Raw genomic sequence first — 23,058 nt, 5'->3', positions numbered from 1 at the left:
TCGACACAGAGACGACACCAAAAACAAAAAAATCGGCATGACCGACGAGAGGAACCGCGCGGGTACCGCGCACTTCAAACAGAGGAAATGATGATGCTTTCGACGTTGCTTGCGCCCGCGCTGCGGGCATTGCCTGCGCTTGCCCTGATGACAGGTATCTCGATGACGTCCGCTCACGCCCAATCCGCTGAGGGCGGCTATTGGCAGGGTGTGCAAAAGGCAGGTGTCCTGCGCTGCGGTGCGGCGGTGGCTCCGCCCTATGTGATGCGCGATCCGGCAAGCGGAGAATATTCCGGCTTCTTCGCGGACCTTTGCCGCGAGTTCGCCGAAACCCTGAAGGTCAAGCCGGAGTTCGTGGACACGACCTGGGACAACATCGTCGCCGGTCTCCAGGCGGGCAAATGGGATGTCTCGCTCGCGCTCAACCGCACGGCCGCCCGCGCCATGGCTGTCCAGTTTTCGGTGCCGGCGATGGAGTATCAGATCTCGCTCGCCTACAACAAAGAAAATCCGAAGGTTCCTGCCGGAGCAACCTCCGTTGCCGATATCGACAAGGCTGACGTGACGCTGGCCGTCATGTCCGGCACCGCCCAGGACAAGGCGATCACCGCGGCCGTGAAAAACGCGACCATTCTCCGATTGCCCGGCAACGATGAAACGCGTCTCGCAGTCGTCTCAAGGCGCGCCGACATCCTCGTCGACGCCTCGGACACAAACCAGCTCTTCACTCAATCCAACCCTGACTGGGCTGTTGCCCTCAATCCGAAGCCGGCACTTGCCAAGCAGGGCGTAGCCTTCGGTCTGCCGCATCAGCTTTCGGCTGCCGATGTGGAGGTCGTCAACATCTTCCTCGAGGAGAAGGTCGCGACCGGTCACGTCGAAGGGCTGATCCGCAAGGCCGTCGACGACGTCCTGAAGTCGACGAAGTGATGTTCGAAGCCGAGGCGTGAATGCCTCGGCTCTCACTAGAAACGCCGGATTGCGAGGATGCCATGACTGCCACAGTCGCTCCGCTCGTCAACGTCAAGTCACTGCACAAGAGCTACGGCCCGCACATCCAGGTGCTGAAAGGCCTCGACATCGAAATGAAACCCGGCGAGCGCGTCGTCGTCATCGGCCCGAGTGGCGGTGGAAAGTCTACGCTGCTGCGCGTCATGATGGGCCTGGAAAAGATCGACAGCGGTTCGATCACCTTCGGCGGCAAGCCTTATATTTCCTCAAAAGGAGCGGACGCGAAAACGACAATCGACGCCGAGGTACGGCGGTCGATCGGCATGGTGTTTCAGCACTACACGCTCTTTCCCCACCTGAGCGTCATCCAGAACCTGATCCTGGCGCCCTGCAAGGTGAGAGGCGAGAAGAAGGCGAGCGCCCTGCAACGGGCTGAGGCGCTGCTCGAACGCTTCGGTCTTGGTGCGAAGGCCAATGCCTATCCCGCGCAACTCTCAGGCGGGCAGAAGCAGCGCGTCGCCATTGCGCGCGCCTTGATGCTCGACCCCAAGCTCATGCTTTTCGACGAGGTCACTTCGGCGCTCGATCCGGAACTGGTCGCGGAAGTCGAGCAGGTTATCCTCCAGCTTGCGGCCCAGAGCATGCCGATGATGATCGTGACCCATGATATGTGGTTTGCGAAGAACATCGCCTCGCGTGTCATCTTTTGCGCTGGTGGCGTGGTGGTCGAGGACGGGCCGCCCGAACAGGTGCTCGGTGCGCCCCGGGAGGAAAGAACCCGGGAATTCATCGACCGCGTTTTCCATATCGATCAGTAGGAGGTCGCCCGTGAACTACACGTTCGATTTCCAGTCGGTCTCGCTCGCTCCTCTCTTCGATGGCTTGCTTGTCACGGTGCAATTGACCGTTGCCGCCAACTTCATCGGCATCGTCCTCGGTTTCCCGCTGGCCCTGCTGCTGATGAGCCGCCTCGCGCCGGTCCGACTTCCGGCGATGCTCTTCGTCGAGTTCTTTCGGTGCACGCCGGCGATCGTCCAGATCGTCTGGTTCTTCTACTGCGTGCCGATGCTTTTCAACGTCTTCCTCGGGTCGATGACGATGGGCGTCATGGCGCTCGGCCTCAACCTGATGGCGTTCAACGCCGAAGCCTACCGCGCGGCGATCCAGGCGGTGCCACGCGAGCAACTCGATGCCGGCATCGCGCTTGGACTCAACCCGCTGCAGCGCATTCTCTACATCGTGCTGCCTGATGCCTTGCGCGCATCGGTACCGGTCCTTCTGACCAACGGTATCGTCATCTTCCAGCAAAGTGCGCTGGTTGCGATCGTTGCGGTTCAGGACCTGATGTACCAGGCAAAGACGCTTTCGACCGAGACCTATCGGCCGATCGAAACCTTCACCATCGCGGCGCTCATCTATTTCGCGGTTTCCTTTCCGGTCACCCAGATTGTCGGCCATCTCGAACGCCGGCGTCAGGCGATCACGAGCTAGGAGGAAGACATGTCCCTCGATTTCTCCGTTCTCGACCGTTTCCAGGCTGCCCTGGCGCTCGGTCTCTGGACCACCATCAAGCTCACGCTCATCTGCGTCGTGCTCGGCTGTTCCCTCGGCTTTCTCGTCGGTCTGGCGCGCGCCTCCTCGAACGTTCTGCTGCGGGCGGTTTCGAGCGTCTACGTCGAGTTCTTCCGCGGCACGCCGGTGCTGATCCAGCTCTTCTGGATCTTCTTCTGCCTGCCGCTGATCCTCGGTGTCGAGCTTTCCAATCTCGCCTCCGGCGTCATTGCCCTGACCCTCTACATGGGCGCGATCACCAGCGAGACGTTTCGCGCCTCGCTCAAATCCGTCGGGCGTGAGCAGTTCGATGCGTGCGTTGCATTGGGCCTTCCGAAGCGCGTGCAGATCACAAGCGTCGTGCTGCCACAGGCAGTGCTGCGCGCGGTGCCGACGCTTCTGTCGAATTGCGTCAGCCTCTTCAAGGAGAGCGCATTGGTTTCGGCCGTCGGCATGGCCGACCTGATGTTCGTCGGCCAGAACATTTCCAACAACACGGCCCGCCCCGTCGAAGTGCTGACGATCGTCGCACTCATCTACTTCGCCATCGCCTTCCCGCTGACGCGCGCCGTCACGCTCGTCGAAGGCCGCATCCTCAAGAAACTTGCCATCTGATCATCCAAGGACAGGAGACCATCCCATGAAACTCTCTGGCGTCATGCCCGCCCTCGTCACGCCGTTCGATGCGAATGGCAAGGTCGACTTCAAGGCCTTCGAGAAGCATCTCACAGGATTGCGCGCCGCCGGCGTCACCGGCTGGGTGCCGATGGGCTCGACGGGGGAATACTCGGCGCTCTCGAACGCCGAGCGAGACGATGTGCTGAAATTCGTCAAGGACTTCGCCAGGGAAGGCGAGGCCCTGATCGCGGGCACCAACGGGCCGGCGACCCGCGAGGTCATCGAAAACACGCTCCGAGCCAAGGACATCGGCTACGACACCGTTCTGCTCGCGACCCCGTTCTACACGCGCCCCACCCAGGAAGAGCTGCTCGCCCATTTCCAGCGCGTGCTGCGGGAAACCGACATCAACCTTGTCCTTTACAGCTACCCTTACAAGGACGGCGTGGAGATCGGTTTCGACATTCTCGACGCCCTTGCTGACGACCCGCGGGTTCTCGGCATCAAGGAAAGTTCCGGATCGCTTCAGCGTGCAATCGAGATCTATGCGCGCTACAAGGGGCGCATCGACCTTATCTCGGGCTCCGACGACATCGCCCTCGATTTCATGTTCTGGGGCGCCGACTGCTGGATCTGCGGCCCGGCCAACTGCATGGCGAAGGCCTGCGTCGATCTCGATCGTACCTTCCGCTCCGGCGATCTCGCCAGGGCGCGCGAGCAGATGGCCGTGCTCTATCGTGCGATGAATATCCTCGAAAGCGGCAAGTTCGTGCAGAAGATCAAGTACGGCTGTGAGCTTCAGGGCGCGCCTGTCGGGCAATGCCGCGCGCCGCTCGGCGAATTGACCGAGCAGGAAAAGGCGGATTTTCGCGCGGCGATCGCGCCGATCCTCAACTGACGGAGGCGGGCCGGAAGCAGCGTGCTTCCGGGTCTTCGAGTTTCGAGGAGAGCTCCCTTGTCATCCATCGCTGTCGTTGGCGCCGGCATCATCGGCACATCCATCGCCTACCAGCTCCAGCGCCGCGGCTTCTCCGTGACGTTGATCGATCGCGCTGCCCCAGGCATGGGAGCTTCCTTCGGCAATATGGCAAGCATCGCTGTGACCGAGTTCATGCCGGCTTCGCGGCCCGGTGTCTGGGCTCAGATGCCGAAATGGCTGCTCGATCCGGAAGGGCCTGTGCGCATTCGGCCAGGCTATGTACCGAAGCTCGTCCCGTGGTTCCTGCGCTTCCTCGCCGCCAGCCGCCCTTCGAAGCTGCGCGAACTGGAGGCAGCGGGTGCTGCCCTCTGCCGCCGGGTTCATGAAGACCTTGACGCACTGCTGAGCGAGACGGGTCTCACTTCGCTCTTGAGCGCCGAAGGTTGCCTCAGTCTCTATGCCGATGAGGCCGAGTTTCACGCGGACCGCGACCATATCGAAATCCTCGAGCGCTTTGGCTTCCGTCATGAAATCCTCGGCGGCAATGCCATCCGCGATCTCGAACCGGCCCTGACAACGAAAATTGCCAAGGCGGTGCTGTTTCCCGACAACCGTTCCATCGCCGATCCTTATCGGCTGGTGACGGCTCTGGCGGATCGGTTCCAGGCGCTCGGCGGTGCCGTTGAGACCGGCGAGGTCGTCGGCTTCGAGGAGGGCGAGGTCGGGATTTCCGCACTCAGCTTTGCAGACGGCCGCAGGCTGTCGGCCGATCGCTTCGTGTTGGCCGCAGGTGCCTTCACCGGTCGGCTGTCACGCCTGATTGCTGAGCCGATTCCGCTCGAAACCGAACGCGGCTACCACACTCAGATCATGGCACCGGGCATCTCCATGCGCCATTCGATCATCTGGCCGGCACGCGCCTTCATGGTCACACCGACGGCGGGCGGTATCCGCGTCGGCGGCACGGTGGAGATGGCCGGCCTCGACGCGCCGCCGGACTATCGTCGCGCCAAAGTGCTGGTGAAACGGGCGAAGGAAGCCTTGCCCGACCTCAAGGCCGAACAGGTGAGCGAGTGGATGGGGCACCGTCCCGCCTTGCCGGATACTGTGCCGGTCATCGGTCCCTCTGCCACACGCAGGAACGTCTTCTACGCCACCGGTCACGGCCATCTCGGGCTCACCTATGCGGCCACCACCGCACGGTTGATCGCCGATCTTATGACGGGCGTGAACGCGCCCCTCGATCTCAAACCCTATCGCGTTGATCGCTTCTAAGAGCGGCGCCAGGCAAGCAGGGAGAATACCATGCGAAGCGAACTTTATATCGATGGCAAATGGAGGCCATCATCTGACGGCGGGACCTTCGACGTCGTCAACCCGGCGACGGAAGAGGTGATCCATCAGGTTGCAGCCGCAACGGCTGTCGATGTCGACGTCGCGGTCAAGGCGGCACGTCGCGCCTTCGACAAGGACGGCTGGCCGAAATTGTCCGGAGCGCAGAGAGCCAAGTACCTGCGCGCCATCGCCGATGGTATTCGCGCCCGGCAGCCGGAAATCGCGCGCCTGGAAGTCATCGACAACGGCAAGCCGTTTCCGGAGGCCGACTGGGATGTGGCCGACGCGGCCGGCTGCTTCGACTTTTATGCCGGCCTTGCAGAACAGCTCGACAACAATCCGGAGGAGCCGATACCGCTCCCCGACGCGCGCTTCACCTCCAAAGCCGTCAAGGAGCCGATCGGTGTCGCCGGCGCGATCATCCCCTGGAACTATCCGTTGCTGATGGCAGCCTGGAAGGTGGCGCCGGCACTCGCCGCCGGCTGCACGGTGGTATTGAAGCCAGCCGAGGTGACGTCGCTCACGGCGCTGGAGCTTGCGGCGATTGCCGACGACGTCGGCCTTCCCGCCGGCGTCCTCAACATCGTCACCGGGGCTGGCTCGGTCGCTGGACAGGCGATCATCGACCACAGGCAGGTCGACAAGCTGGCCTTCACCGGTTCCGGTCCGGTCGGCTCGAAAATCATGGCGGCCGCCGCCCGCGACATCAAGCGCATCAGCCTCGAACTTGGCGGCAAGTCGCCCTTCGTCGTCTTCGATGACGCCGATGTCGAGGAGGCCGTTGAATGGATCATGTTCGGCATCTTCTGGAACCAAGGCCAGGTCTGCTCGGCGACGTCCCGCGTCCTGGTGCAGGACGGGATTTATGACCGGCTGCTCGCCCGCCTCGTTGAGGAAACGAAGAAGATCAGGATCGGCAACGGCCTCGAAGACGGCGTGCTTCTCGGACCCCTGGTCTCCAAACGTCAGCATCAACAGGTCGTTGCGGCGATCGAGGCGGCGAAGGCGGCCGGTGCAACCATCGCCTGCGGCGGGAGACGGCCTGAGAGTCTCGAAACGGGCTACTACCTCGAGCCGACGGTGCTGACCGATGTTCCCCTGGAGAGCGACGCCTGGCGCGAGGAGATCTTTGGCCCGGTCGTCTGCACCAGGCCGTTCGCTACCGAAGAAGAGGCGATCGAGCTTGCCAACGATTCCCGCTTCGGTCTGGCGGCCGCCGTCATGTCGCGGGACGACCGTCGTGCGGAGCGCGTGGCTGCCGCCTTCCGCGCCGGCATCGTCTGGATCAACTGCTCCCAGCCGACATTCACCGAGGCGCCCTGGGGCGGCTACAAGGAATCGGGCATCGGCCGCGAGCTCGGCCGCTGGGGTCTCGAGAACTACCTGGAGACCAAGCAGATCACCCGCTTTGCCACCGGTGCAAAATGGGGCTGGTACATCAAATGAGTGGCCACGTTTCCATGAGTTGGGATCGCTCGCTCGATCTCCTGCAGGTTCATTGCCAGGGCGAGATCGGCAAGGTGATCCTCGGCGGCGCGCCGGAGATCCCCGGCGCGACCATGCTCGACAAGATGAACCACATCAACACGGTCGATGACAGCCTGCGCCGCTTTGTCACCTTCGAGCCCCGGGCCAGCGTCGCGATGTCGGTCAATCTGCTCGTCGCACCGACGCGGCCTGACGCCGATGCCGGTTTCATCGTGCTGCAGGCGGATCGTGCCCATCCGATGTCCGGAAGCAATTGCATCTGCGTCGTGACGGCGCTTCTCGAAAGCGGCCGCGTCGAAATGCGGGAGCCGGAAACGATCGTCCGCCTGGATACGCCCGCCGGCCTGATCTTTGCGCGTGCGACCTGCAGCGAGGGGCGCTGCCTGTCTGTCAGTCTCGACAATGTGCCGAGTTTTGCAGAAGTGCTCGACCTCAAAATCGAGACGCCGCGCTGGGGACGCATCAAGGTCGATATCGCCTTCGGCGGCGTCTATTACGCCATCGTCGACGTCGACCAGGTGGGAAGCGAAATTGAACCAGCCAACGCCCGTTATCTGGCCGAAGCAGGGATCGAACTGAAGTCGGTGCTTTCTGAGCAGGTGGTGGTGAAGCATCCCGTGCTGCTGGGTATCGACGAAATCGCCTATGTCATGTTTCGTGGGACCGAGCCAGACGGCGCCATACGCACCTGCACGACGCTGAAACCCGGCCGTGTCGACCGATCTCCCTGCGGAACCGGCAGCTCGGCAAACCTCGCCACGCTTTATACCCGCGGAAAGCTCTCGGTGGGGGATCGGCGAACGGCGCGCTCGATCATCGGCGGCGAGTTCACCGCGGAGGTGATTGGCATCACCGAGGTCGGCGGGCGCACCGCGGTGCTGCCGCGCATCACCGGGCGTGGCTGGATCTATGGACGCGAACAACTTCGCGTATCCGACGAGGACCCCTTCAGGAGCGGCTTTGCGCTCTCCGACAGCTGGGGCCCGCAGGTCGACATGTTGAGCTGAAGGAGGAGAGGTCATGCCAACAGAAAGTCTCGCAGGCCAGACTGTCCTCGTCACCGGGGCTTCCGGCGGTATCGGCGCCGCCATCGTGAGGCGCTTGGCGGAGGAGGGCGCGCGCCCGATCATTCACTATGGCCGCGACCGGGCGGCTGCGGAAGCAGTCCTCGCCAGCCTTCCGGGCGAGGGGATAATCCTCCAGGCCGATCTCTCCGCGGCCGACGGTGCCTTCAGCCTTTGGCGGGAGGCGGAAGCCGCCGCAGGACGCATCCATGCGCTCGTCAACAATGCCGGCATCCGCACGGAAGTTTCGATCGATGCCGAGCCGAGTGCCTGGAGAGAGGCCTGGCAGAAGGAGTTCCAGGTGAACTTCTTTGCCGCAGCCGATCTCTGCAAGGAGGCGCTGAAGCATTTCAAGGCGCAGGGCGGTGGCCGCATCATCAACATGGCGAGCCGTGCCGGGCAGCGCGGCTATGCGGCCGACGCCATGCCCTATGGCGCCACGAAGGCGGCGTTGGTCAATCTCACGAAATCGATCGCCCGCAGCTTCGGCGCCGATGGTGTCGTGGCCTTGGCGATCGCACCGGGCTGGGTGCAGACTGACATGGCTGAGGAATTCATTGCGAAGTTCGGCAAGCATGCCGCGGTCGCTGACATTCCGATTGGTGAAATGGCCGAGCCCTCGGAGGTCGCCGAACTCGTCGCCTTCGCGCTGCGGCCCTCGCAGCGTTCGCTGAATGGCGCGACGCTCGATGTAAACGGCGGCAGCTACATTCGATAGTTGGTTACTCGATAAGAGGGGAGAGAGACGATGAAGAGGTTCGAAGACAAGGTGGCGATCGTGACTGGCGGTGGTGGCGGTATCGGTTCCGCCATATCGCGACGGCTGGCGGACGAGGGTGCACTGGTCGTCGTCTCGGACGTCAACGGCCAAGCGGCCGAAGCCGTCGCAGCCGAGATCGTCTCAGCCGGTGGTTCCGCCGTCGCAATTGCCGCCGACATTTCCCGGAAGGAGCCCTGTTTCGCTCTGATCGAAGAAGCACTCGCGTTGAGGAAGCGTATCGACGTTTTGGTCAATAATGCCGGCATCAATCGTCGGGGCAATCTCCTGTCGCTGACCGACGACGATTGGAGCCTGAGCTTTGCGGTCAACCTCGATTCGATGTTCCACCTGTGCCGGGCCGCTCTCCCGCACATGATCGAGGCTGGCGGCGGTGCAATCGTCAACACCGCCTCGCAGTGGGGCCTTTACCCGGCGCCGAACCACATTGCCTACAACACCACGAAAGCGGCGGTTGCGGCGTTCACGCAGAACCTCGCCCGAGACTATGCGCCCCATCAGATTCGCGTGAATGCCGTGTGTCCCGGAGAAATCCATACGCCAATGTTGGAGGCGGGAGTGAAGCGATCTGGCCGAACGATCGCCGATCTCGACCAGCTCGTTCCGCTTGGCCGCGTCGGAAAGCCGGAAGAAGTTGCGGCGCTCGTCGCTTTTCTCGCGTCGAAGGAAGCCGCGTTCATCTGTGGCTCTCTTGTTGAAATAACAGGCGCACAGGCGGTCGGTTGATGTGGGATGTACCATCTGCGTTTTTTGAAGATCGCATAATGTATCGACTGGAAACGTATTGATTGGAATGGTCCGGGGCCCATCAGCCGCGTTTGGCGGCAGAGAGCGCGAAGGAAAAGCGCGCCAGGTTTGCCAGCCAGACGCGCTTCAATTCGACCAGTTTTTGCCGAGGCTCCGAGGCGGGGAGTGCTCCCACCTGTGCGCTACTTGAGTCCGAGTGCGGTGTTTTAACCCGACGCCTTCAAGACTTTCAGTTCTGCGGGCTCTGCCATCAGCGACTCGACGTCTGTCGACCACTGCTTCACGTGAGGCATCTCTTTATGCGCCTCGAGCGCCGCCTCGGTCTCGAAGATCTCGTAGAATACAAACAAGCTGGGGTCTTCGAGGCCCTGATGGAACTGGCAAAGGAGATTTCCAGCTTCCTGCCTTACTTTTGGAACCAAGGCCTCGGTCGCTCGGATCAGGTCGGCTTCCTTGCCAGCGCGTGCGCGCACGAGGACGACTGCCGTGACGGCACCCTTGGGCAGCTCAACATTTTGGGCGGCGGATGCTCCGACCGGTGCAGCAAACGCCGCAGCAGCCGCAACGCCCAGCGTTGTCACGACAGTGCGTCTATGCAGATCGGTGTTGGTGACTTCATTCTTGTCTTTGGACATGTTCATTGCCTCTTGGTTGGGGGTCGTAGAGTTTTCCGAAATCGAACCGAGGGCGCGCCGGGCGAGCTGGACAACAGTCTGCCCACGGTCGCCGAACAAACTCGACGCCCTCGTTGCCTGTTTGGAGGTATGAGTGCTACGCCGATCGCTCAGCGGACCGATGGGCGTCGCGGATCTCCGATCCTAAGTTCGAACCCTGGTTTCGCTGGCTCTTACGTGGGCGCAGCGCCATTCCTAATGTTTGTGAACGGTCACGCCCTCAGGAATGGTGAACGTATGTTCCACCACCTGCCCTTCGAACACGTTGTGGTTGGCGTCCACCAACTGTATCTTCACCTTGTGCTTTCCCGGCGGGAAATTGGCGATGTCGACCGTGTTGTTGTCGCTTGCATCGGCCCACCACCAAGGCAAATCATCGACGATGATATGGAGGTGTCCCACCCGCGGAGATGTGTTTGTCGCGCCCTTGCCGAACACCTGCACAATGCGCAGGTTTTCGACCCGGTATTGGGCCCAGTAGACACCGATTGCCAGCCCCTCGGCGAGCGGCGGGTCCACGATCAGCTTCGGAGGGGGCTCGTTCTCGATCCCGACATAAGGAGATGGTCCCCGGATGTCTTTCGCGGTCTGGGCGAAAGAGCCGGTAGCCGGCAAGGTGATAGCGGCAAACGCCACCAAGGCTTTGGTGAGAGTGTTCATGCTTGGCTCCATTGGGTCACAGGGCCGTTGTTTCATGGCCCTCTTCTCGCCGGATCCGAAGATCGGGCGACACGATCGAGACCGATTAGCCGCTTTTCGGGGACCTCGTTTGGTGGCGCCCTGCTTCGCTCCGGTCTGACGATTTGCAGTCAAGTCGACTGCGAGCGGGAGACTGAGGCATGCTGGTATCTGCAACGTGTCCTCGTACGGCATGAAGTGTATCGCACTGTACGAGCTGGCGAAAGCAACCGCTGCTTGATCGATCAAGCGTCAATTCGATGTAACATGCTGAAAGTAAACACAAATAATTGAGTTCGCTTCAGAAGTGCAAGCTCGTTTCCATGGCCGAACTCCTTTGCCGGCTACGGATAGGGCGGGCAGCCAGCGCTGTCGAAAAAGGCGCAAGTTTCGAATGCCCGTTGGATGTTGAGCGGGTGCGACACCCTGCACTAAAGAAATGGGCTCGAATGCGGGTCCGGTGTTTGGCACATCGAAACATTGGCCACCAAAAGCACGAGGAGGAGTCGCCCGCTTACGATGTGCTTGTTGAGTCGAGTTCGGCCGATTTGTCGGCAGTGGACGTCTCATCGGCCACTCCGAGAATAGCGAAATTTCGGTCCGCTATTCTTTTTGCTGTAGACGGCCCTCCGCCTGGGCCCATCTCAAGGCGAACGTCACGAAAACTGATTATACGCCCGGTAGACGAGATCGGGCCCACAGGTCCAAGCAAACTACCGGTCTCGTGTTCAACCATTCGGATCGGCGGCCCCTTTTCGCCAACAGCCCATTTGTCGCCCCACTGTTGCAACGAAACCAACACAGGAAAAAGCTCCTCGCCCTTGGCGGTGAGGCGATAGCCCTCCCGTCGCCCATGTTCTTCCAGAGAAACTCTTTCGACGACACCGATCGCGATGAGCCGCTTCAGGCGGGTCGTCAGAATATTCCGGGCGATGCCGAGTCGCTCCTGAAACTGATCGAAACGCGTGGTTCCCAGGAAGCACTCCCGGATAATGAGCAGGCTCCACCACTCGCCTATTTCATCGAGGGCGCGGGCAATCGAGCAGTTCATTTCACTGAAGGTTTTGCGTTGCATACAGGCAATATAGCCACAACAGTTGCGTCATGCAACTTTTGTTGATAAGTTTTAATATGAAACTTTTGCGCGGCGACTGACGCCGCGGATTAAAAGGACCACCGCAATGGATCGTCGTTTGCTCGTGCTTGCCGTCGGCATGTTCGCCATTGGTACGGACAGTTTCGTAATCGCTGGAATTCTTCCTGAGGTGTCGCAATCCCTCGGCGTCTCAATCGCGGTCGCTGGCCAAATGGTCACCGTCTATGCGTTGAGCTTCGCCGTGCTCTCGCCGGTTATTGCGGCCGCCGCGGCTCATTGGCCCCGGAAGCGACTTCTGCTCGCCGGCTTGGCAGTGTTCGTCGTCGGTAATCTTGTCACAGCCATTGCACCAACCATCGAATGGGTGTTGGCGAGCCGTTTCGTGGCGGGGCTCGGCGCAGCGATGTTTAGCCCAACGGCGACGGCGACAGGTGCCTCACTTGTACCGCCGGAAAAACGCGCGCGTGCGCTAGCAATCGTGGTCGCCGGGTTGTCCGGTGCGACCGCCCTGGGATCGCCGCTGGGAACATTTATTGGCGGGCTGGGTGATTGGCGCGCCACGATGTGGTTTGTCACTATCGTTGGCGCCGTCGCTACTGTTGGCGTCTACGGGCTGTTGCCAGCTGTCCCTCCTTTGCCGGCGGTTTCGTTGCGCGCTCGCCTTGTTCCACTCAAAGACATTCGCGTAGCGCTCACCCTTTTGACCACGCTGGTGGCGTATTCGGGGTTCTTTGCGGTGTACACCTATCTCGGAGTGACCTTCGATCGCGCCACCGGCGGTAAGCCCGAGGTGTTGGCCGCACTTCTGCTGCTTTGGGGCATCGCAGCTACAGTTGGCAACCTGGCAGCCGGATATTTTACCGATCGGTTCGGTAATCGAATGATTGTCAATGGTTCACTCGCGATCGCCGTGGTGAACTTTGCATTGATGCCGTGGAGCAGTGCGCACCTCTGGAGCTCTGCCTTGGCTTTGGCTGTCTGGGGCATATGCGGTTGGGGCTTGTTGGTTCCCCAACAGCACCGCTTGATCAGTTTGTCGCCCGCATCGGCCTCGCTCTTACTGGGTCTGAATTCGGCTGCCCTTTATGTCGGAGTATCGGCTGCTGGTCTCATTGGAGCGGCCGGCATCACGGTGCTTGAACGCCATCAACTCGGCTTGATAGGCGGTCTGTTCGTCGGTGTGGCCCTTGTCATAGCCCAGGTGGCGCATTGGCAGATCCGAAAGGGTTCTGAGATAGCTCCCGGTCTGGCGACGTCGTGAACTAGGCGCGCCACCGGCTCGCGCACGATCGAGGCGTGTGTGAGTGATGCGTCGCGAGCTGATATGTCTGGGTGAATCCATCAGGCACCCCCGATGGTCTAAGCGTGAGTGAAGTAAGCTTAGCTCGGCCGTCGGATTTGCCTCGGCGGGGTCGAGGGTTCGATTTGGTTCAAGGCGAGGGATAGGAGACACCCGGAATGAGCGGCATGTTGCCGGCTTCCAGTCGTCTCAGTCGGATGGAGAGTTCGCGTTACTGCCTTTGATCTGAACGCCCGGGAAACGGGAAGAACGGATTCTTGGCCGGTATGAATCCGAGCGTCTCAATTGGGGCCGAGAGCAGACCGGAAGCTTCGGGCAGCGAACCTTCAAGAGCCGACATTCGGGTTGGCGTGGGCACCGTCGCAAGTTGACCCCAGCGAACCGTCTCAGACGGCCCGCTTCAGCTCAAATGCAGCCTCCGATCCACGCCGTCCCCAAGCCTGAACCTCGGCTGGGTCACGCACGGGGATCGGTCGGTGTTCAGCAGATCGGTGAAGCTCAGTCCACCCGCTTCACCGGCGGCGGCCCCCAGGTGCCGTTCGTTGCCTCGGCCATGGGCCAGTAGAGACGCAGATTCATGGTGAAGGAGCCGTTCTTCGGAGCCGGTAGCCAATTGGTTTCCTTGTCCTTGCCTGGCGATTCCCGCTGGATGTAGAGGTCGAGCGAGCCGTCGGCATTGAAGGCCAGCGCGTCGCGGTCGCCGATCGCATAGCGGTCGATCGGATTGGCGGTGAAGAGCTGCCGCTCGTCATACATCGTCAGCGACCAGAAGCCGCGCACCGGCGGGATTTGATCTTTCTCGAAATGCATCACGTAACGCTTGTCGCTCTCGAACGGCTGGCCGTCCGCATCCTGGAAGGCCGTGGGGTAGATCGCATCGTCGGGCACATTCGCGCCGAGCCCCCCATAGGCCACGCCTGCCCGGTGCAGATAGTCCGCCCCATAGGTGCCGATGGCGGTGAGGTTGGTGCGCCAGCCATTCTGCGAGACACCTGCGTTCTGCCATGCTGCCCTGATCGACGGCTGTGCCGCCGCAGGAGCAGCATTCAGCGCATCCTGGATTTCCTTGGACTTGTCTGCGAGCGAGAAGCTTTCGCCCGGCACTATGCCAATCCGCTTCATCCGGTCGAGGATCGGATAGTCGTTGGCATGCGGCGGATGCTGCTTCAGCAGTTCCGCAAACAGCGTGAAGAAGGTAGCGCCGTCCATATTGTCCACTTGCTCGGGCGGCGAGCTCATATCCTGCTTTGGATCGACCCCGCTTTTCGGCGGCGTGTGGGGTTTGCCGTAGGCGCTCAACGGCACGGCCTTCATTTCGTTCTGGAATTGGTGCACGGCCTCGTAGTCGGCCTTGCCGTTGGTCTGCACGCGCCCGCCGATCCAGCCGCCGGCCGTCGGACTGTCATAGCGGGTCACGCCTGGTGGCAGCTCACCCGTCCAGCCCGGGCCTACAATGGCGAAGGTCTGCGGCCCGCTGCTCGTGGTGCGCGAGCCGGGAACGGCGAATACGTCCGACCATTTGTCGAGCATGGGCAGCAGGTAGTAGCGCTTGCCGGAATCCGGCACGGTGACGATGAGCGGTTCCTTCGACACGTCGTAGACCAGCGAGGAATAGAGAGTGTCGGCATTCGGCCGCACGACGATCGTAAAGGAGGGATCGGGGAAGGCCCGCGCGTGCCCGAACTGGTTGACAGGCGCGTCGGTGTTACCGGGTGGCTCGGCGACATTCGTCGAGACGCGGCCGCTCACCTCCATGAGGACGAGCGGGTAGGCATAGATATACGCTTCTCGCGCGATCTCCCGGGCTTCGTCCGGCGAAACCGCCTGCTGCGCAAAGGCGGCCGGCGCTCCGAGCGTCATCAACGCGCATGCGGCGATAAGTGTTTTCCTCAATTGTACCTCCTGTGGGGAAACTCGACTCTTCGCTAAGAAAGTGGCGTCTCAATTCACGCGCTTGAAGGGCGGTGGGGTCCAGCTTCCGTCGAGAACCTCCTGCCGCGGAGAATAGATGCGCATCGTCGGCTGGAACTCGTCCTTCGGTGCCGGCAGCCAGTTCGCTTCCTTGTCCGCTCCGGGCGAGTCCGCCTGGAGATAGATGTCGAGCGATCCGTCGGCGTTGTAGGTGAGATTGTCGCGGTCGCCGATGGCAAAGCGGTTGATCGGGTTCGGGACCTGGAATCCTTCCTTGTCGTACATCGTGATGGACCAGAAGGCGTTGGCCGGCGGCGTCTGCCCCTTGTCGAAATGAAGCACGTATTTGTTAGCGCCGCTGAGCGGCTTGCCTTCGCCGTCGATAAATGCCGTAGGATAGACAGCGTCCTCGGCAAGGTTGGCCCCGAGACCACCCAGAGCGATCAGCGTGCGCCATTGATAGGCGGTTCCGTAAGCGCCCATATGCTCCCTGCCGATGTTCCAGCCGTTTTCGGCCGGGGTCATGGTGAGCATCCTTACCGGCAATGCGGCGAGCGTTTCCTTTGCCGCCTTATTGACGATGTCCCTGGTCTGAGGGGCGAGCTTGGCGGCGTCGAAGGGCTTGCCCGGCTCCACCCCGAGCTGGCGGAGGCGCAGCAGGATCGGATAGTCGTTCGGGTGCGGCGGGTACTTGACCATGAGATCAGCGAGTCGCGTCAGCATTGCGACGCCGTCGAGGCTGTTCACCTGGACCAGCGGCGGCGTGGTGTTGTCGACGGACGCATCGACGGGCATGTTCTTGGGCGGCGCGTAGTCTTTGCCCCACTGCGAAAGCGGCGTCAGCCTGTAGCCGTCCTGCACCTTGTGGACGGCGTCGTAGTCCGCCGGACCATTGGTCTGCGTGCGACCGATTATCCAGATCGCCGAGGTCGGCGCGGTGATCTTCACAACGCCGTCTGGCAGTGTTCCCGTCCATCCCGGAGCGACAATCGCATATGTGCCGGCTTCATTGCCGGTCGTGCGGGTACCGACGACGGCAAAGACGTCGGTCCACATATCGAGCATCGGAAGCAGATAGTAGCGGCCTTCGGTATCCGGCACCGAGAGGATGACCGGTTCGCGGGAGAGGTCGAGCCAAGCGAACGAATAGAGCGTGTCGAAATTGAACCGCACCACATCCTTCTCATCAGCCTTCGGATAGGCCCGCGCATGCGCGAACTGATTGACCGGTGCCCGCATGTTGACTGTGGCGTCATCCGGCACGTTGGTCGCCTGGCGCATGGTCACGTCCATGCTGACGATCGGGTAGGCGTAGAGATAGGTTTCTCTTGCGATTGCGTAGGTTTCCTCGGGCGTCAGCGCGACCTCGGCGGTTTGCGCCCCGGCAATTCCTTGCAGGCCAACGCAGAGCCCGAAAACGAGCAGTGCCTTCTGGCAGGTTTTTGTGATGGTAGGCCGCATCATTGTCTTCCCTTTTTCACTGACCCTGAGGCCCTGAGGCAAGGTCGCGCGCACCAACTGGGTTTTTGCCCGGGGTACGCTTTCCACGGCCTGGCCGAAGTGGTGTGGCAGGGCGCAAAACGAGTGATTGCCGTTGCTGCTAGCGTAGGACAATGAAAAGTTGTATTTGTCCCGAATCGGACAAAAGATGAGCTTTTTTTGGCACGTATCACGAGGATGAACGCCAATCGGATCATGAGCGAGCGCGGCTGGCTGCCGCTGTTGCCGGAGGCGTTCCGGGCCGAGGTCTTGCGGCGTTCCGTACTGCAGCATTTCGCTCCCGGCCAGCCCGTATTCCATCTCGGCGATCCGCCCGGCGGCATCTACGGGCTTGTCGCAGGCACTGTCAGCGTCAGCCTTGCGCCATCAGGCGCTTCTCCTCGCCTTATCCTCCTCGGGGTTCCTGGTCATTGGACCGGTGAAGCCTGCTTCCTCACCCGAAAACCGCGGCGCGGCGAGCTTCGGGCCGTCACAGAAACGACGCTGATGCATCTTCCCCTAGATGCGATCGACCAGATGGCCGCGCGCGACCCGCAAGTGGTGCATCACGTGGCGCTCATCCTGATGATGAGCGTCGAGTTCCTGTTTCGCGTGATCCATGATCTGCAGAAGCCCGAGGCGGACCGGCGGATCGCCTCTGTGCTTCAGCGTATGACGTGGATCGGCGAAGAAACCCCGATTCCGCTGACCCAGAGCGAGTTGGGCGTTATGGCCAATGCGTCACGCAAGCAGGTGAATGCCGCCCTCAAGCGCTTCTCGAAGGCTGGATGGGTGACGAACGCCTATCGCTCCATCATGATTGCCGACCCCGGAGCGCTACGTCGCTTCGCCGAGGGAGACGAAGCGGATTAGTGACGTGCCGGCGAGGCCCACTGGCGATGAGATGCGTCGGGGCAGATGATGTCCCGCAGCGGATGGACTTGTTCGTCCGACGGCCTGCTCTTCTCCTACTCGTGAACAGGTATTTCCGGGTCAAAAGGTCAACGACCTGGTGCGCTGAGCTCCGCTTCTGGCGCGACCACGACCTCCAGAATGGTCCCCGCGACGCGTGCAGCCTCACTATGAGCGGGGCTGCACGCGCTCATATCTCAGTGTGCTCCGCGCGTTCCAGTGCATCCTCAATGTCCACGCCAAGATACTTCACGCCGGCCTCGCGGGATATATTCGAGCCGGGTGAGGATCAGTCTCCCGAGTAACCTTATGATGCATGGTCCACGTCGGATTGGCCTAGCTCATCTAGCCTACGGAATGCTTGGATAAACAGTCGAGCCCGTTTCGATGGCTAATCGATCAGTTTCAGCAGTTTCGCATAGCGTGGATGGCTTCGGATGGGATCAAAATCCGAATCGTTCTTGAACCAGGATTTCATATGAGGCCCAACCTTTTGCAGGTAGGGTTCCAGCAGGTCGATTGCGTGATCGGGCTCGCCGAGCAGCGAATAGACGCAGGCAACGTTGTACAGCGCATTGTTGTCGTCGGCATCGATCGCCAGAGCGCGATCTGCCCACTCCTTGGCCCGCTCATGCTGGCCAAGAGCAATGAGGGCGATGGCGCCGAGTTGGGCGGGATCGGAATTTTCGGGATGCTGCCTGAGGGCGCGTTCCGCCCGCTCGAGCCCCACGGCGGCCAGCTTGGCCTCCTCGTCGTGTCGACCGAGCGAGTGCAATGCGTTCATGACCAGGAGCGGCGATCGATAGTCGTCGGGGTTGATGTCGGCGCAGCGTTCGTAGAGTTCGACCGCTTGTTCAAGATCGCCTTCTGCAAACGAGTGTCGGGCATAGAAGTAATGGCCTTCATAGGAATTCGGATCCAACGCGATCGCGCGTTCGAATTCGGCGACCGCGTCGCCGTGCCGGCCGTTTGTCGAGAGCGCAAGGCCGTGCGAGGCATGTGCCTCGGCGAGGCTGGGATCAAGCGCCAGCGCCTTGGCGCAGGTCGCCAACAGCGCCTCGAGCGAGATCTCCGCACCGTGCCAGGCATGCAGGGCCGAATCGCAATCGGCGATCCCGGCATAGGCGCGCGCATAGTTGGGATCCAGATCAGCCGCCCTGGCGAAGAGGCGTCGCGCCAGTTGCAGCGATCCTTTGGTGCGCGTGTGGAAAAACTCGCGGCCTCTGAGATAGTTGGTATAGGCTTCGACATTCGCGGTCGGCGCCTGTCCAATCGCCTTCTTCTCTTCCGGCAGCAGTTTTACCTTGAGTTGCTCGACGATTGTGTGCGTGATTTCGTCCTGGATCGCAAAGATGTCGGTGAGGTCGCGGTCGTAGCGATCGGCCCAGAGGTGCGTTCCATCCTTGCCGTCGATAAGCTGCGCAGTGATCCGCACGCGTTGTCCGGCTTTGCGCACGCTTCCTTCAAGTACAGTAGCGACATGGAAACGCCGGCATACGTCCTGTATGTCGACCAACTTGCCCTTGTAAGTGAACGCGGAGTTGCGGGCGATGACCGAGAGCCCGGAAATCTTCGACAGGTCGGTGATGATGTCCTCCGTAATGCCGTCGGAGAAATATTCCTGCTCCGGATCGCCACTCATGTTGTCGAAGGGCAGCACGGCGATCGAAGGCTTTTCCTTTGCCAGCGCTGCCTTGGGCGCCGCGCCGGTTGCTACGCCCTGCGGCGGGGTGCGCTGGAAGAGGTCAACGTTATAGACCCGCACTGGCCGGTCGATGTTCTTCAGCGTCTGCTCGCCCCTGTCCTCGAAGGCGAGGTCGAGCCGGTTGCCGACATTGTCGCGAACGGAGCCGGACACGGCGATGCCGCCCGGCTGGGCAATGCTCTCGATGCGCGCGGCAATGTTGACACCGTCGCCGTAGATGTCGTTATCTTCGAAGATGATGTCGCCGAGATGAATGCCGATGCGAAATTCGATGCGGCGGTCATCGGGCACGTCGACGTTGCGCTCGCGCATCCTGCGCTGGATGTCTGCAGCGCAGGCGACTGCATTCACCACGCTCGGGAATTCGACCAGCATGCCGTCGCCGGTGACCTTGACGATGCGCCCCTGATGCTCGTTGATCTTGGCGTCCGCCATTTCGCGGCGGTGCGTCTTCAGCGCTGCGAGTGTCCCCGCCTCGTCGAGGCCCATAAGGCGGCTGTAACCGACGACGTCGGCGGCCAATATTGCGGTCAGGCGGCGTTCCATGATTGGTGGGGCTACTGACTCCGGAACCGTATCTTAGCAGTTTTCTACGTTGAAAATTCTCTTTTTCGTCGGCCAACAGTCGCCCGGCTGCATGGCAGCTTCCGTGGCGCGACTGGAGGACGGCCAGGATCGACAGAGAGCAATCGCCACAACTGCCGACGGGGCAAACCAAATACGCCTCAGCAGCAGTGCAACAGCGACCTTAACACCCGATCGTGCGCTACAGTTGAATTTCGCGGTGTTCCTTGAGACGGCACAGACAGAAGCGATTGTGTCCGCTTTCGGAGCTCGGCAAAACTGGCTTTAACGTCCGAAATGGGGGCGCAATACTGCCGTTCACAGACTTAAGCGGGGGCGTCGCCTTACAGGCGGACAGAATCGCGCTCCCCACGAGTCCTGCACGGCTTGTTGCTGTGATGTTCACTTTTTGGGCCACGAAGATCGCATAATGTATCGGGCCCTTATCAACCAAAGACAGCGACTGCTGATTTGACGATGATCCCACCATCCTGGCTTCTGCGCATTTGCCGGCCGGTCGCAGCGCGAAAGATCTGCAGCAGTTGCAGCGCCGGCGGTACCCGTGACCACATTGTTTTCATGCGTTCCACGCCATTTCGGCTTTTCCGCACAGCCTGGCCAGTCACAATGCGCTGTGACCAGCGGAAACCGATCTCGTGGAAATACAGGTCGGCGTGCTGCGGGCTGATATGATGAAAGACACCGGCAATTGTGCGGCGGACGCGGGCATTGAAACCTTCGACCGAATTGACATGAACGGCGTCACGAACGTATTCGCGGCTGGAATGCTTCACAGTGTCATGCCTGGCATAGTTCTCGCCAAGGGCTATGAACGCTGTCGCCTCATCGCTCATCAAGCAGGCGTCGGGGTCGATCTGCGCTTCGGCCGCGCGCGCCGCTGCACGTAGCGAAAGACCCGTCACCACCGCAGCACGCGCGTCACCGGCCGGAGTGCCGGGTGTGACGTCATCTGGTCGCTGCACGATCACCATGACAGGCGTCTTCTGGGTATTCGGCAGACCTTTTCGGCCTCGTCCAGGCGGTGGATCGTCCGGATTTATTCTTGCTCGCCCACCGAGATAAAAATGGTCGATCTCCACCGTGCCATCGAGCATGTGTTCGCGCGCCGCCATGAGACGCAGCGCGTGTCCCATCCGCCAGGCCGTCGGTTGGCTCACCCCCAGAGCCTCGGCCAGGCGCACCGAGGACAAACCTTTATCCGACTGCAGCATCAGCCACATGCCCTTCAGCCAGACACTCAGAGGAAGCTTTGTGGAATGCAGCGGCGTGTGTGTCGTCACCGTAAACTGGAAGCGACAATCGCCGCTGGAGCATTGATAGAGACCCGGACGCGCACGCCGCTTGCCAACATCGCGCCCGGCGATCGCGATCGAGCGCTTGTAACCACAGGCAGGGCAAACTCTTCCGGCCGGCCACACCATGCTTTCCAGCAATCGCCGACACTGCTCCTCATCGCGAAAGGCCACGATCATATCTTCCGCGATCCGAATGTTGGTAAGCGCTGCAAGCATCGTTTCCGACATTCTCATCTCCCTCGGATCATCCCCGAAGAATCGCACGGCAATCCCTAGACAGCAAGGTTGTTGCTGTCTTTCGTTGATAAAGGCCATGTATCGACTGGAATGTTATCCCTAAGAGAACAGGCAGTTGACCCGAGGGGCGGGCGACGGCTTGTCGGCCGCCCCGTCAATTGAGAGGGTTGTTTCCGCTATTCGTTCCTCAGTGTGCTGATCGGACGGTGAAATGCATCTCCCTTCTTTGCGATGTGGGTCCTGGCGATGCTTTCCGGAAAGAATGCTGCCCCGCAATATACAACTTGAAATCGAAGAGTATTGCGTTTTGCATGCGACTATCGGCTGAGTGATCCGCTGCTCGAAAGTTCGGCAACGGGCAAGGGGGAATGCGTGCAGGCAGGGGCGTTGAGTGGCGCGGCTCCGAATGGAGCAGTGTCGGACCAGGATAATGTGACGGCCGAGAAACTGGCCGAACTTAAGACCAAAGTCCATTCGATCTTTGGCGAAGTCGTGCTGGCGATGAGCTCTGTACCTCGCTACAGAACCCAGTCACTGGCAGACCTTGCTCATCTTGTCATCGATCCGTTGGTTCGTGACCGTATTGCCGTGGCTTCTCCAAAGGTGAATACGGGTGGAAGCTCTCTGCCGGCGCCGGCGGCGATTGCGGTCTGGGCAAGCGTGTCTGCGGAAGTGGACGCGAAGATTGCGGAACAGACAAAGGCTGGCGTTTTTCCGATACGGCTGAAGCCTGATGATTGGGCCAGTGGCGAGATCGTTTGGCTTTTGGATGTGATCGCGCCATCGCGCGAAATGGCAACGACTGTGCTTGCCAACTTCAACCGCGTTGCCAGACGGGATGCGGTGAAAATCCACCCCTTGGTCGCCAGGTTGGTTGATGCAGAAGTGCTGCAAAAACTTGTCCGCAAAGGCAACGACGACGGTTCCTCCCAAGACTCCAGCTCGATAAATTGAAGCCATTGCACCTTGCTCGCGTTCGCTACGCGAGCATCGGGACTAATTGGGCATGTGGACGTCGGATGACCGGAATGCGAATTGCATTGTTGATCTTGTTGGCCGCTGTTCTGGCGGCTCTACCGGGCTGCGGGTTGTTTGGGTTCCAGGATTGGACCTGGCATCAGAAGCTGACGGTCGTTGTTGAAACCCCTCGCGGCGAAATTGCTGCCAGCTCGGTTACCGTTGCAGAGTGGGAAATGCCACCCAAGTGGTTCAAAATTGGAGATTCGGGCGGAGGCGGTGGCGCAGGTACACTCAAGGGCGAGGCTGTTGTTCTCGAAGTGGTGCCCGGTCGGTACTTGTTCGTTCTGCTGAAAGGGTACAGCCCGGAAACGGCTGTCTTCGTCTTGGCAGATCCGCCATTGAGTGGCTATGGACGCGAGGAGTTCCGGCGCGGTCTCGATGGCTTGGAAACGAGCGTGGAACCGCGGGAGCTTCCTCGCGAGGCCTACCCGATTTTTGCAACAATTGACGATCCAACAAACCCTTCGACCCTCAAACAAATCGATGCCGACCGACTCGATACCGCATTTGGCGCGGGCGTTCGGTTGAAGTCCGTTCTGATCTCTGTATCCGACGAGCCACAAACGGAGGGTAGGGTGGACGCAGTCCTTGGCATCAATTTCTTTAAAAAATGGCAAGCGCAGTTTGAAGAAGCGTTTCGGAAAAGCCGTCAATCTGGTCAGCGGCCGTTCGCATTTAACGTTACTCGAGACGATTTTATGACAGGAGATTAATG

General features: G+C 60.9%; 21 protein-coding genes. 14 read left to right on the top strand and 7 right to left on the bottom strand.

The features are described 5' to 3' along the window. Positions 1-93 precede the first annotated feature (93 nt). The 10 genes from ACTJKE_RS29445 (at position 94) to ACTJKE_RS29400 (ending at position 9,430) form a co-directional block, all read left to right on the top strand. Positions 94-930 carry a substrate-binding periplasmic protein gene (locus ACTJKE_RS29445; RefSeq protein ID WP_440693345.1) on the top strand — a complete coding sequence of 279 codons (837 nt, stop codon included), beginning with the start codon at positions 94-96 and terminating at the stop codon, positions 928-930. Positions 931-992: 62 nt separating this feature from the next. Continuing rightward, positions 993-1,769 carry an amino acid ABC transporter ATP-binding protein gene (locus ACTJKE_RS29440; protein ID WP_440693343.1) on the top strand — a complete coding sequence of 259 codons (777 nt, stop codon included), beginning with the start codon at positions 993-995 and terminating at the stop codon, positions 1,767-1,769. A gap of 10 nt (positions 1,770-1,779) precedes the next feature. Beyond that, a complete protein-coding gene (locus tag ACTJKE_RS29435; protein ID WP_440693341.1) occupies positions 1,780-2,442 on the top strand; it encodes an amino acid ABC transporter permease in 663 nt (220 codons plus the stop codon). A 9-nt stretch (positions 2,443-2,451) separates the two neighbouring features. Continuing rightward, positions 2,452-3,117 carry an amino acid ABC transporter permease gene (locus ACTJKE_RS29430; protein ID WP_440693339.1) on the top strand — a complete coding sequence of 222 codons (666 nt, stop codon included), beginning with the start codon at positions 2,452-2,454 and terminating at the stop codon, positions 3,115-3,117. Between the two features lie 25 nt (positions 3,118-3,142). After that, positions 3,143-4,018 (top strand): 4-hydroxy-tetrahydrodipicolinate synthase, encoded by an 876-nt coding sequence (gene dapA / locus ACTJKE_RS29425; RefSeq protein ID WP_440693337.1) that lies wholly within the window; start codon positions 3,143-3,145, stop codon positions 4,016-4,018. A 57-nt stretch (positions 4,019-4,075) separates the two neighbouring features. Then, positions 4,076-5,314 carry an NAD(P)/FAD-dependent oxidoreductase gene (locus tag ACTJKE_RS29420; RefSeq protein ID WP_440693335.1) on the top strand — a complete coding sequence of 413 codons (1,239 nt, stop codon included), beginning with the start codon at positions 4,076-4,078 and terminating at the stop codon, positions 5,312-5,314. Positions 5,315-5,344: 30 nt separating this feature from the next. Beyond that, positions 5,345-6,820 carry an aldehyde dehydrogenase family protein gene (locus ACTJKE_RS29415; protein ID WP_440693333.1) on the top strand — a complete coding sequence of 492 codons (1,476 nt, stop codon included), beginning with the start codon at positions 5,345-5,347 and terminating at the stop codon, positions 6,818-6,820. 14 nt (positions 6,821-6,834) lie between these two features. After that, positions 6,835-7,869 carry a proline racemase family protein gene (locus ACTJKE_RS29410; RefSeq protein WP_440693366.1) on the top strand — a complete coding sequence of 345 codons (1,035 nt, stop codon included), beginning with the start codon at positions 6,835-6,837 and terminating at the stop codon, positions 7,867-7,869. A 13-nt stretch (positions 7,870-7,882) separates the two neighbouring features. Further along, entirely contained in the window at positions 7,883-8,644 is a 762-nt protein-coding gene (locus ACTJKE_RS29405; protein WP_440693331.1) for an SDR family NAD(P)-dependent oxidoreductase, read from the top strand. 30 nt (positions 8,645-8,674) lie between these two features. Further along, positions 8,675-9,430, top strand: a complete 756-nt coding sequence (locus ACTJKE_RS29400) for an SDR family NAD(P)-dependent oxidoreductase (RefSeq protein ID WP_440693329.1) — start codon at positions 8,675-8,677, stop codon at positions 9,428-9,430. 227 nt (positions 9,431-9,657) lie between these two features. Here ACTJKE_RS29400 and ACTJKE_RS29395 read toward each other — a convergent pair whose 3' ends face one another. The 3 genes from ACTJKE_RS29395 to ACTJKE_RS29385 form a co-directional block, all read right to left on the bottom strand. Then, entirely contained in the window at positions 9,658-10,086 is a 429-nt protein-coding gene (locus ACTJKE_RS29395) for a putative quinol monooxygenase (RefSeq protein WP_440693327.1), read from the bottom strand. 234 nt (positions 10,087-10,320) lie between these two features. Next, positions 10,321-10,785, bottom strand: a complete 465-nt coding sequence (locus ACTJKE_RS29390; RefSeq protein ID WP_440693325.1) for a DUF6130 family protein — start codon at positions 10,783-10,785, stop codon at positions 10,321-10,323. 532 nt (positions 10,786-11,317) lie between these two features. Beyond that, positions 11,318-11,878 (bottom strand): winged helix-turn-helix transcriptional regulator, encoded by a 561-nt coding sequence (locus ACTJKE_RS29385; protein ID WP_440693323.1) that lies wholly within the window; start codon positions 11,876-11,878, stop codon positions 11,318-11,320. 106 nt (positions 11,879-11,984) lie between these two features. Between ACTJKE_RS29385 and ACTJKE_RS29380 the strand changes: the two genes are divergently transcribed. Further along, positions 11,985-13,160 carry an MFS transporter gene (locus tag ACTJKE_RS29380; RefSeq protein ID WP_440693321.1) on the top strand — a complete coding sequence of 392 codons (1,176 nt, stop codon included), beginning with the start codon at positions 11,985-11,987 and terminating at the stop codon, positions 13,158-13,160. Positions 13,161-13,697: 537 nt separating this feature from the next. Here ACTJKE_RS29380 and ACTJKE_RS29375 read toward each other — a convergent pair. Both ACTJKE_RS29375 and ACTJKE_RS29370 read right to left on the bottom strand, forming a co-directional pair. Beyond that, the gene (locus ACTJKE_RS29375; RefSeq protein ID WP_440693319.1) at positions 13,698-15,092 is read right to left on the bottom strand and encodes a DUF1254 domain-containing protein; all 1,395 of its coding nucleotides are present in this window, start codon (positions 15,090-15,092) and stop codon (positions 13,698-13,700) included. A 48-nt stretch (positions 15,093-15,140) separates the two neighbouring features. Continuing rightward, positions 15,141-16,571 (bottom strand): DUF1254 domain-containing protein, encoded by a 1,431-nt coding sequence (locus ACTJKE_RS29370; RefSeq protein ID WP_440693317.1) that lies wholly within the window; start codon positions 16,569-16,571, stop codon positions 15,141-15,143. A 198-nt stretch (positions 16,572-16,769) separates the two neighbouring features. Between ACTJKE_RS29370 and ACTJKE_RS29365 the strand changes: the two genes are divergently transcribed. Beyond that, positions 16,770-17,462 (top strand): Crp/Fnr family transcriptional regulator, encoded by a 693-nt coding sequence (locus ACTJKE_RS29365; RefSeq protein ID WP_083203838.1) that lies wholly within the window; start codon positions 16,770-16,772, stop codon positions 17,460-17,462. Between the two features lie 430 nt (positions 17,463-17,892). Here the strand turns inward: ACTJKE_RS29365 and ACTJKE_RS29360 are convergent, their stop codons facing one another. Both ACTJKE_RS29360 and ACTJKE_RS29355 read right to left on the bottom strand, forming a co-directional pair. Continuing rightward, positions 17,893-19,752: a TPR end-of-group domain-containing protein gene (locus tag ACTJKE_RS29360; RefSeq protein WP_440693314.1), complete on the bottom strand. Its 1,860-nt coding sequence runs from the start codon at positions 19,750-19,752 to the stop codon at positions 17,893-17,895. Positions 19,753-20,216: 464 nt separating this feature from the next. After that, entirely contained in the window at positions 20,217-21,314 is a 1,098-nt protein-coding gene (locus ACTJKE_RS29355; protein WP_440693312.1) for an IS1595 family transposase, read from the bottom strand. Between the two features lie 309 nt (positions 21,315-21,623). Here ACTJKE_RS29355 and ACTJKE_RS29350 point away from each other — a divergent pair, with 309 nt between their 5' ends. Further along, on the top strand, positions 21,624-22,277 hold the full coding sequence (locus ACTJKE_RS29350) for a toxin-activating lysine-acyltransferase (protein WP_440693310.1): 654 nt from the start codon (positions 21,624-21,626) through the stop codon (positions 22,275-22,277). 65 nt (positions 22,278-22,342) lie between these two features. Next, positions 22,343-23,056: a hypothetical protein gene (locus ACTJKE_RS29345; protein WP_440693308.1), complete on the top strand. Its 714-nt coding sequence runs from the start codon at positions 22,343-22,345 to the stop codon at positions 23,054-23,056. Positions 23,057-23,058: the final 2 nt, after the last annotated feature.

The organism is Ensifer sp. 22521 (genome assembly GCF_052044795.1).
Taxonomy (GTDB): domain Bacteria; phylum Pseudomonadota; class Alphaproteobacteria; order Rhizobiales; family Rhizobiaceae; genus Ensifer.
The sequence above is the reverse complement of the archived record's forward strand: the minus strand, read 5'-3'. Positions and strand labels throughout refer to the sequence as shown.

Bases quoted from the DNA above. Each gene is read 5' to 3' on its own strand.
- ACTJKE_RS29360 (WP_440693314.1), bottom strand. From the start codon at position 19,752: ATGGAACGCCGCCTGACCGCAATATTGGCCGCCGACGTCGTCGGTTAC.
- ACTJKE_RS29395 (WP_440693327.1), bottom strand. From the start codon at position 10,086: ATGTCCAAAGACAAGAATGAAGTCACCAACACCGATCTGCATAGACGC.
- ACTJKE_RS29415 (WP_440693333.1), top strand. From the start codon at position 5,345: ATGCGAAGCGAACTTTATATCGATGGCAAATGGAGGCCATCATCTGAC.
- ACTJKE_RS29380 (WP_440693321.1), top strand. From the start codon at position 11,985: ATGGATCGTCGTTTGCTCGTGCTTGCCGTCGGCATGTTCGCCATTGGT.
- ACTJKE_RS29370 (WP_440693317.1), bottom strand. From the start codon at position 16,571: ATGCGGCCTACCATCACAAAAACCTGCCAGAAGGCACTGCTCGTTTTC.
- ACTJKE_RS29410 (WP_440693366.1), top strand. From the start codon at position 6,835: ATGAGTTGGGATCGCTCGCTCGATCTCCTGCAGGTTCATTGCCAGGGC.
- ACTJKE_RS29345 (WP_440693308.1), top strand. From the start codon at position 22,343: ATGACCGGAATGCGAATTGCATTGTTGATCTTGTTGGCCGCTGTTCTG.
- ACTJKE_RS29440 (WP_440693343.1), top strand. From the start codon at position 993: ATGACTGCCACAGTCGCTCCGCTCGTCAACGTCAAGTCACTGCACAAG.
- ACTJKE_RS29385 (WP_440693323.1), bottom strand. From the start codon at position 11,878: ATGCAACGCAAAACCTTCAGTGAAATGAACTGCTCGATTGCCCGCGCC.
- ACTJKE_RS29405 (WP_440693331.1), top strand. From the start codon at position 7,883: ATGCCAACAGAAAGTCTCGCAGGCCAGACTGTCCTCGTCACCGGGGCT.
- dapA (WP_440693337.1), top strand. From the start codon at position 3,143: ATGAAACTCTCTGGCGTCATGCCCGCCCTCGTCACGCCGTTCGATGCG.
- ACTJKE_RS29355 (WP_440693312.1), bottom strand. From the start codon at position 21,314: ATGTCGGAAACGATGCTTGCAGCGCTTACCAACATTCGGATCGCGGAA.
- ACTJKE_RS29445 (WP_440693345.1), top strand. From the start codon at position 94: ATGCTTTCGACGTTGCTTGCGCCCGCGCTGCGGGCATTGCCTGCGCTT.
- ACTJKE_RS29400 (WP_440693329.1), top strand. From the start codon at position 8,675: ATGAAGAGGTTCGAAGACAAGGTGGCGATCGTGACTGGCGGTGGTGGC.
- ACTJKE_RS29390 (WP_440693325.1), bottom strand. From the start codon at position 10,785: ATGAACACTCTCACCAAAGCCTTGGTGGCGTTTGCCGCTATCACCTTG.
- ACTJKE_RS29430 (WP_440693339.1), top strand. From the start codon at position 2,452: ATGTCCCTCGATTTCTCCGTTCTCGACCGTTTCCAGGCTGCCCTGGCG.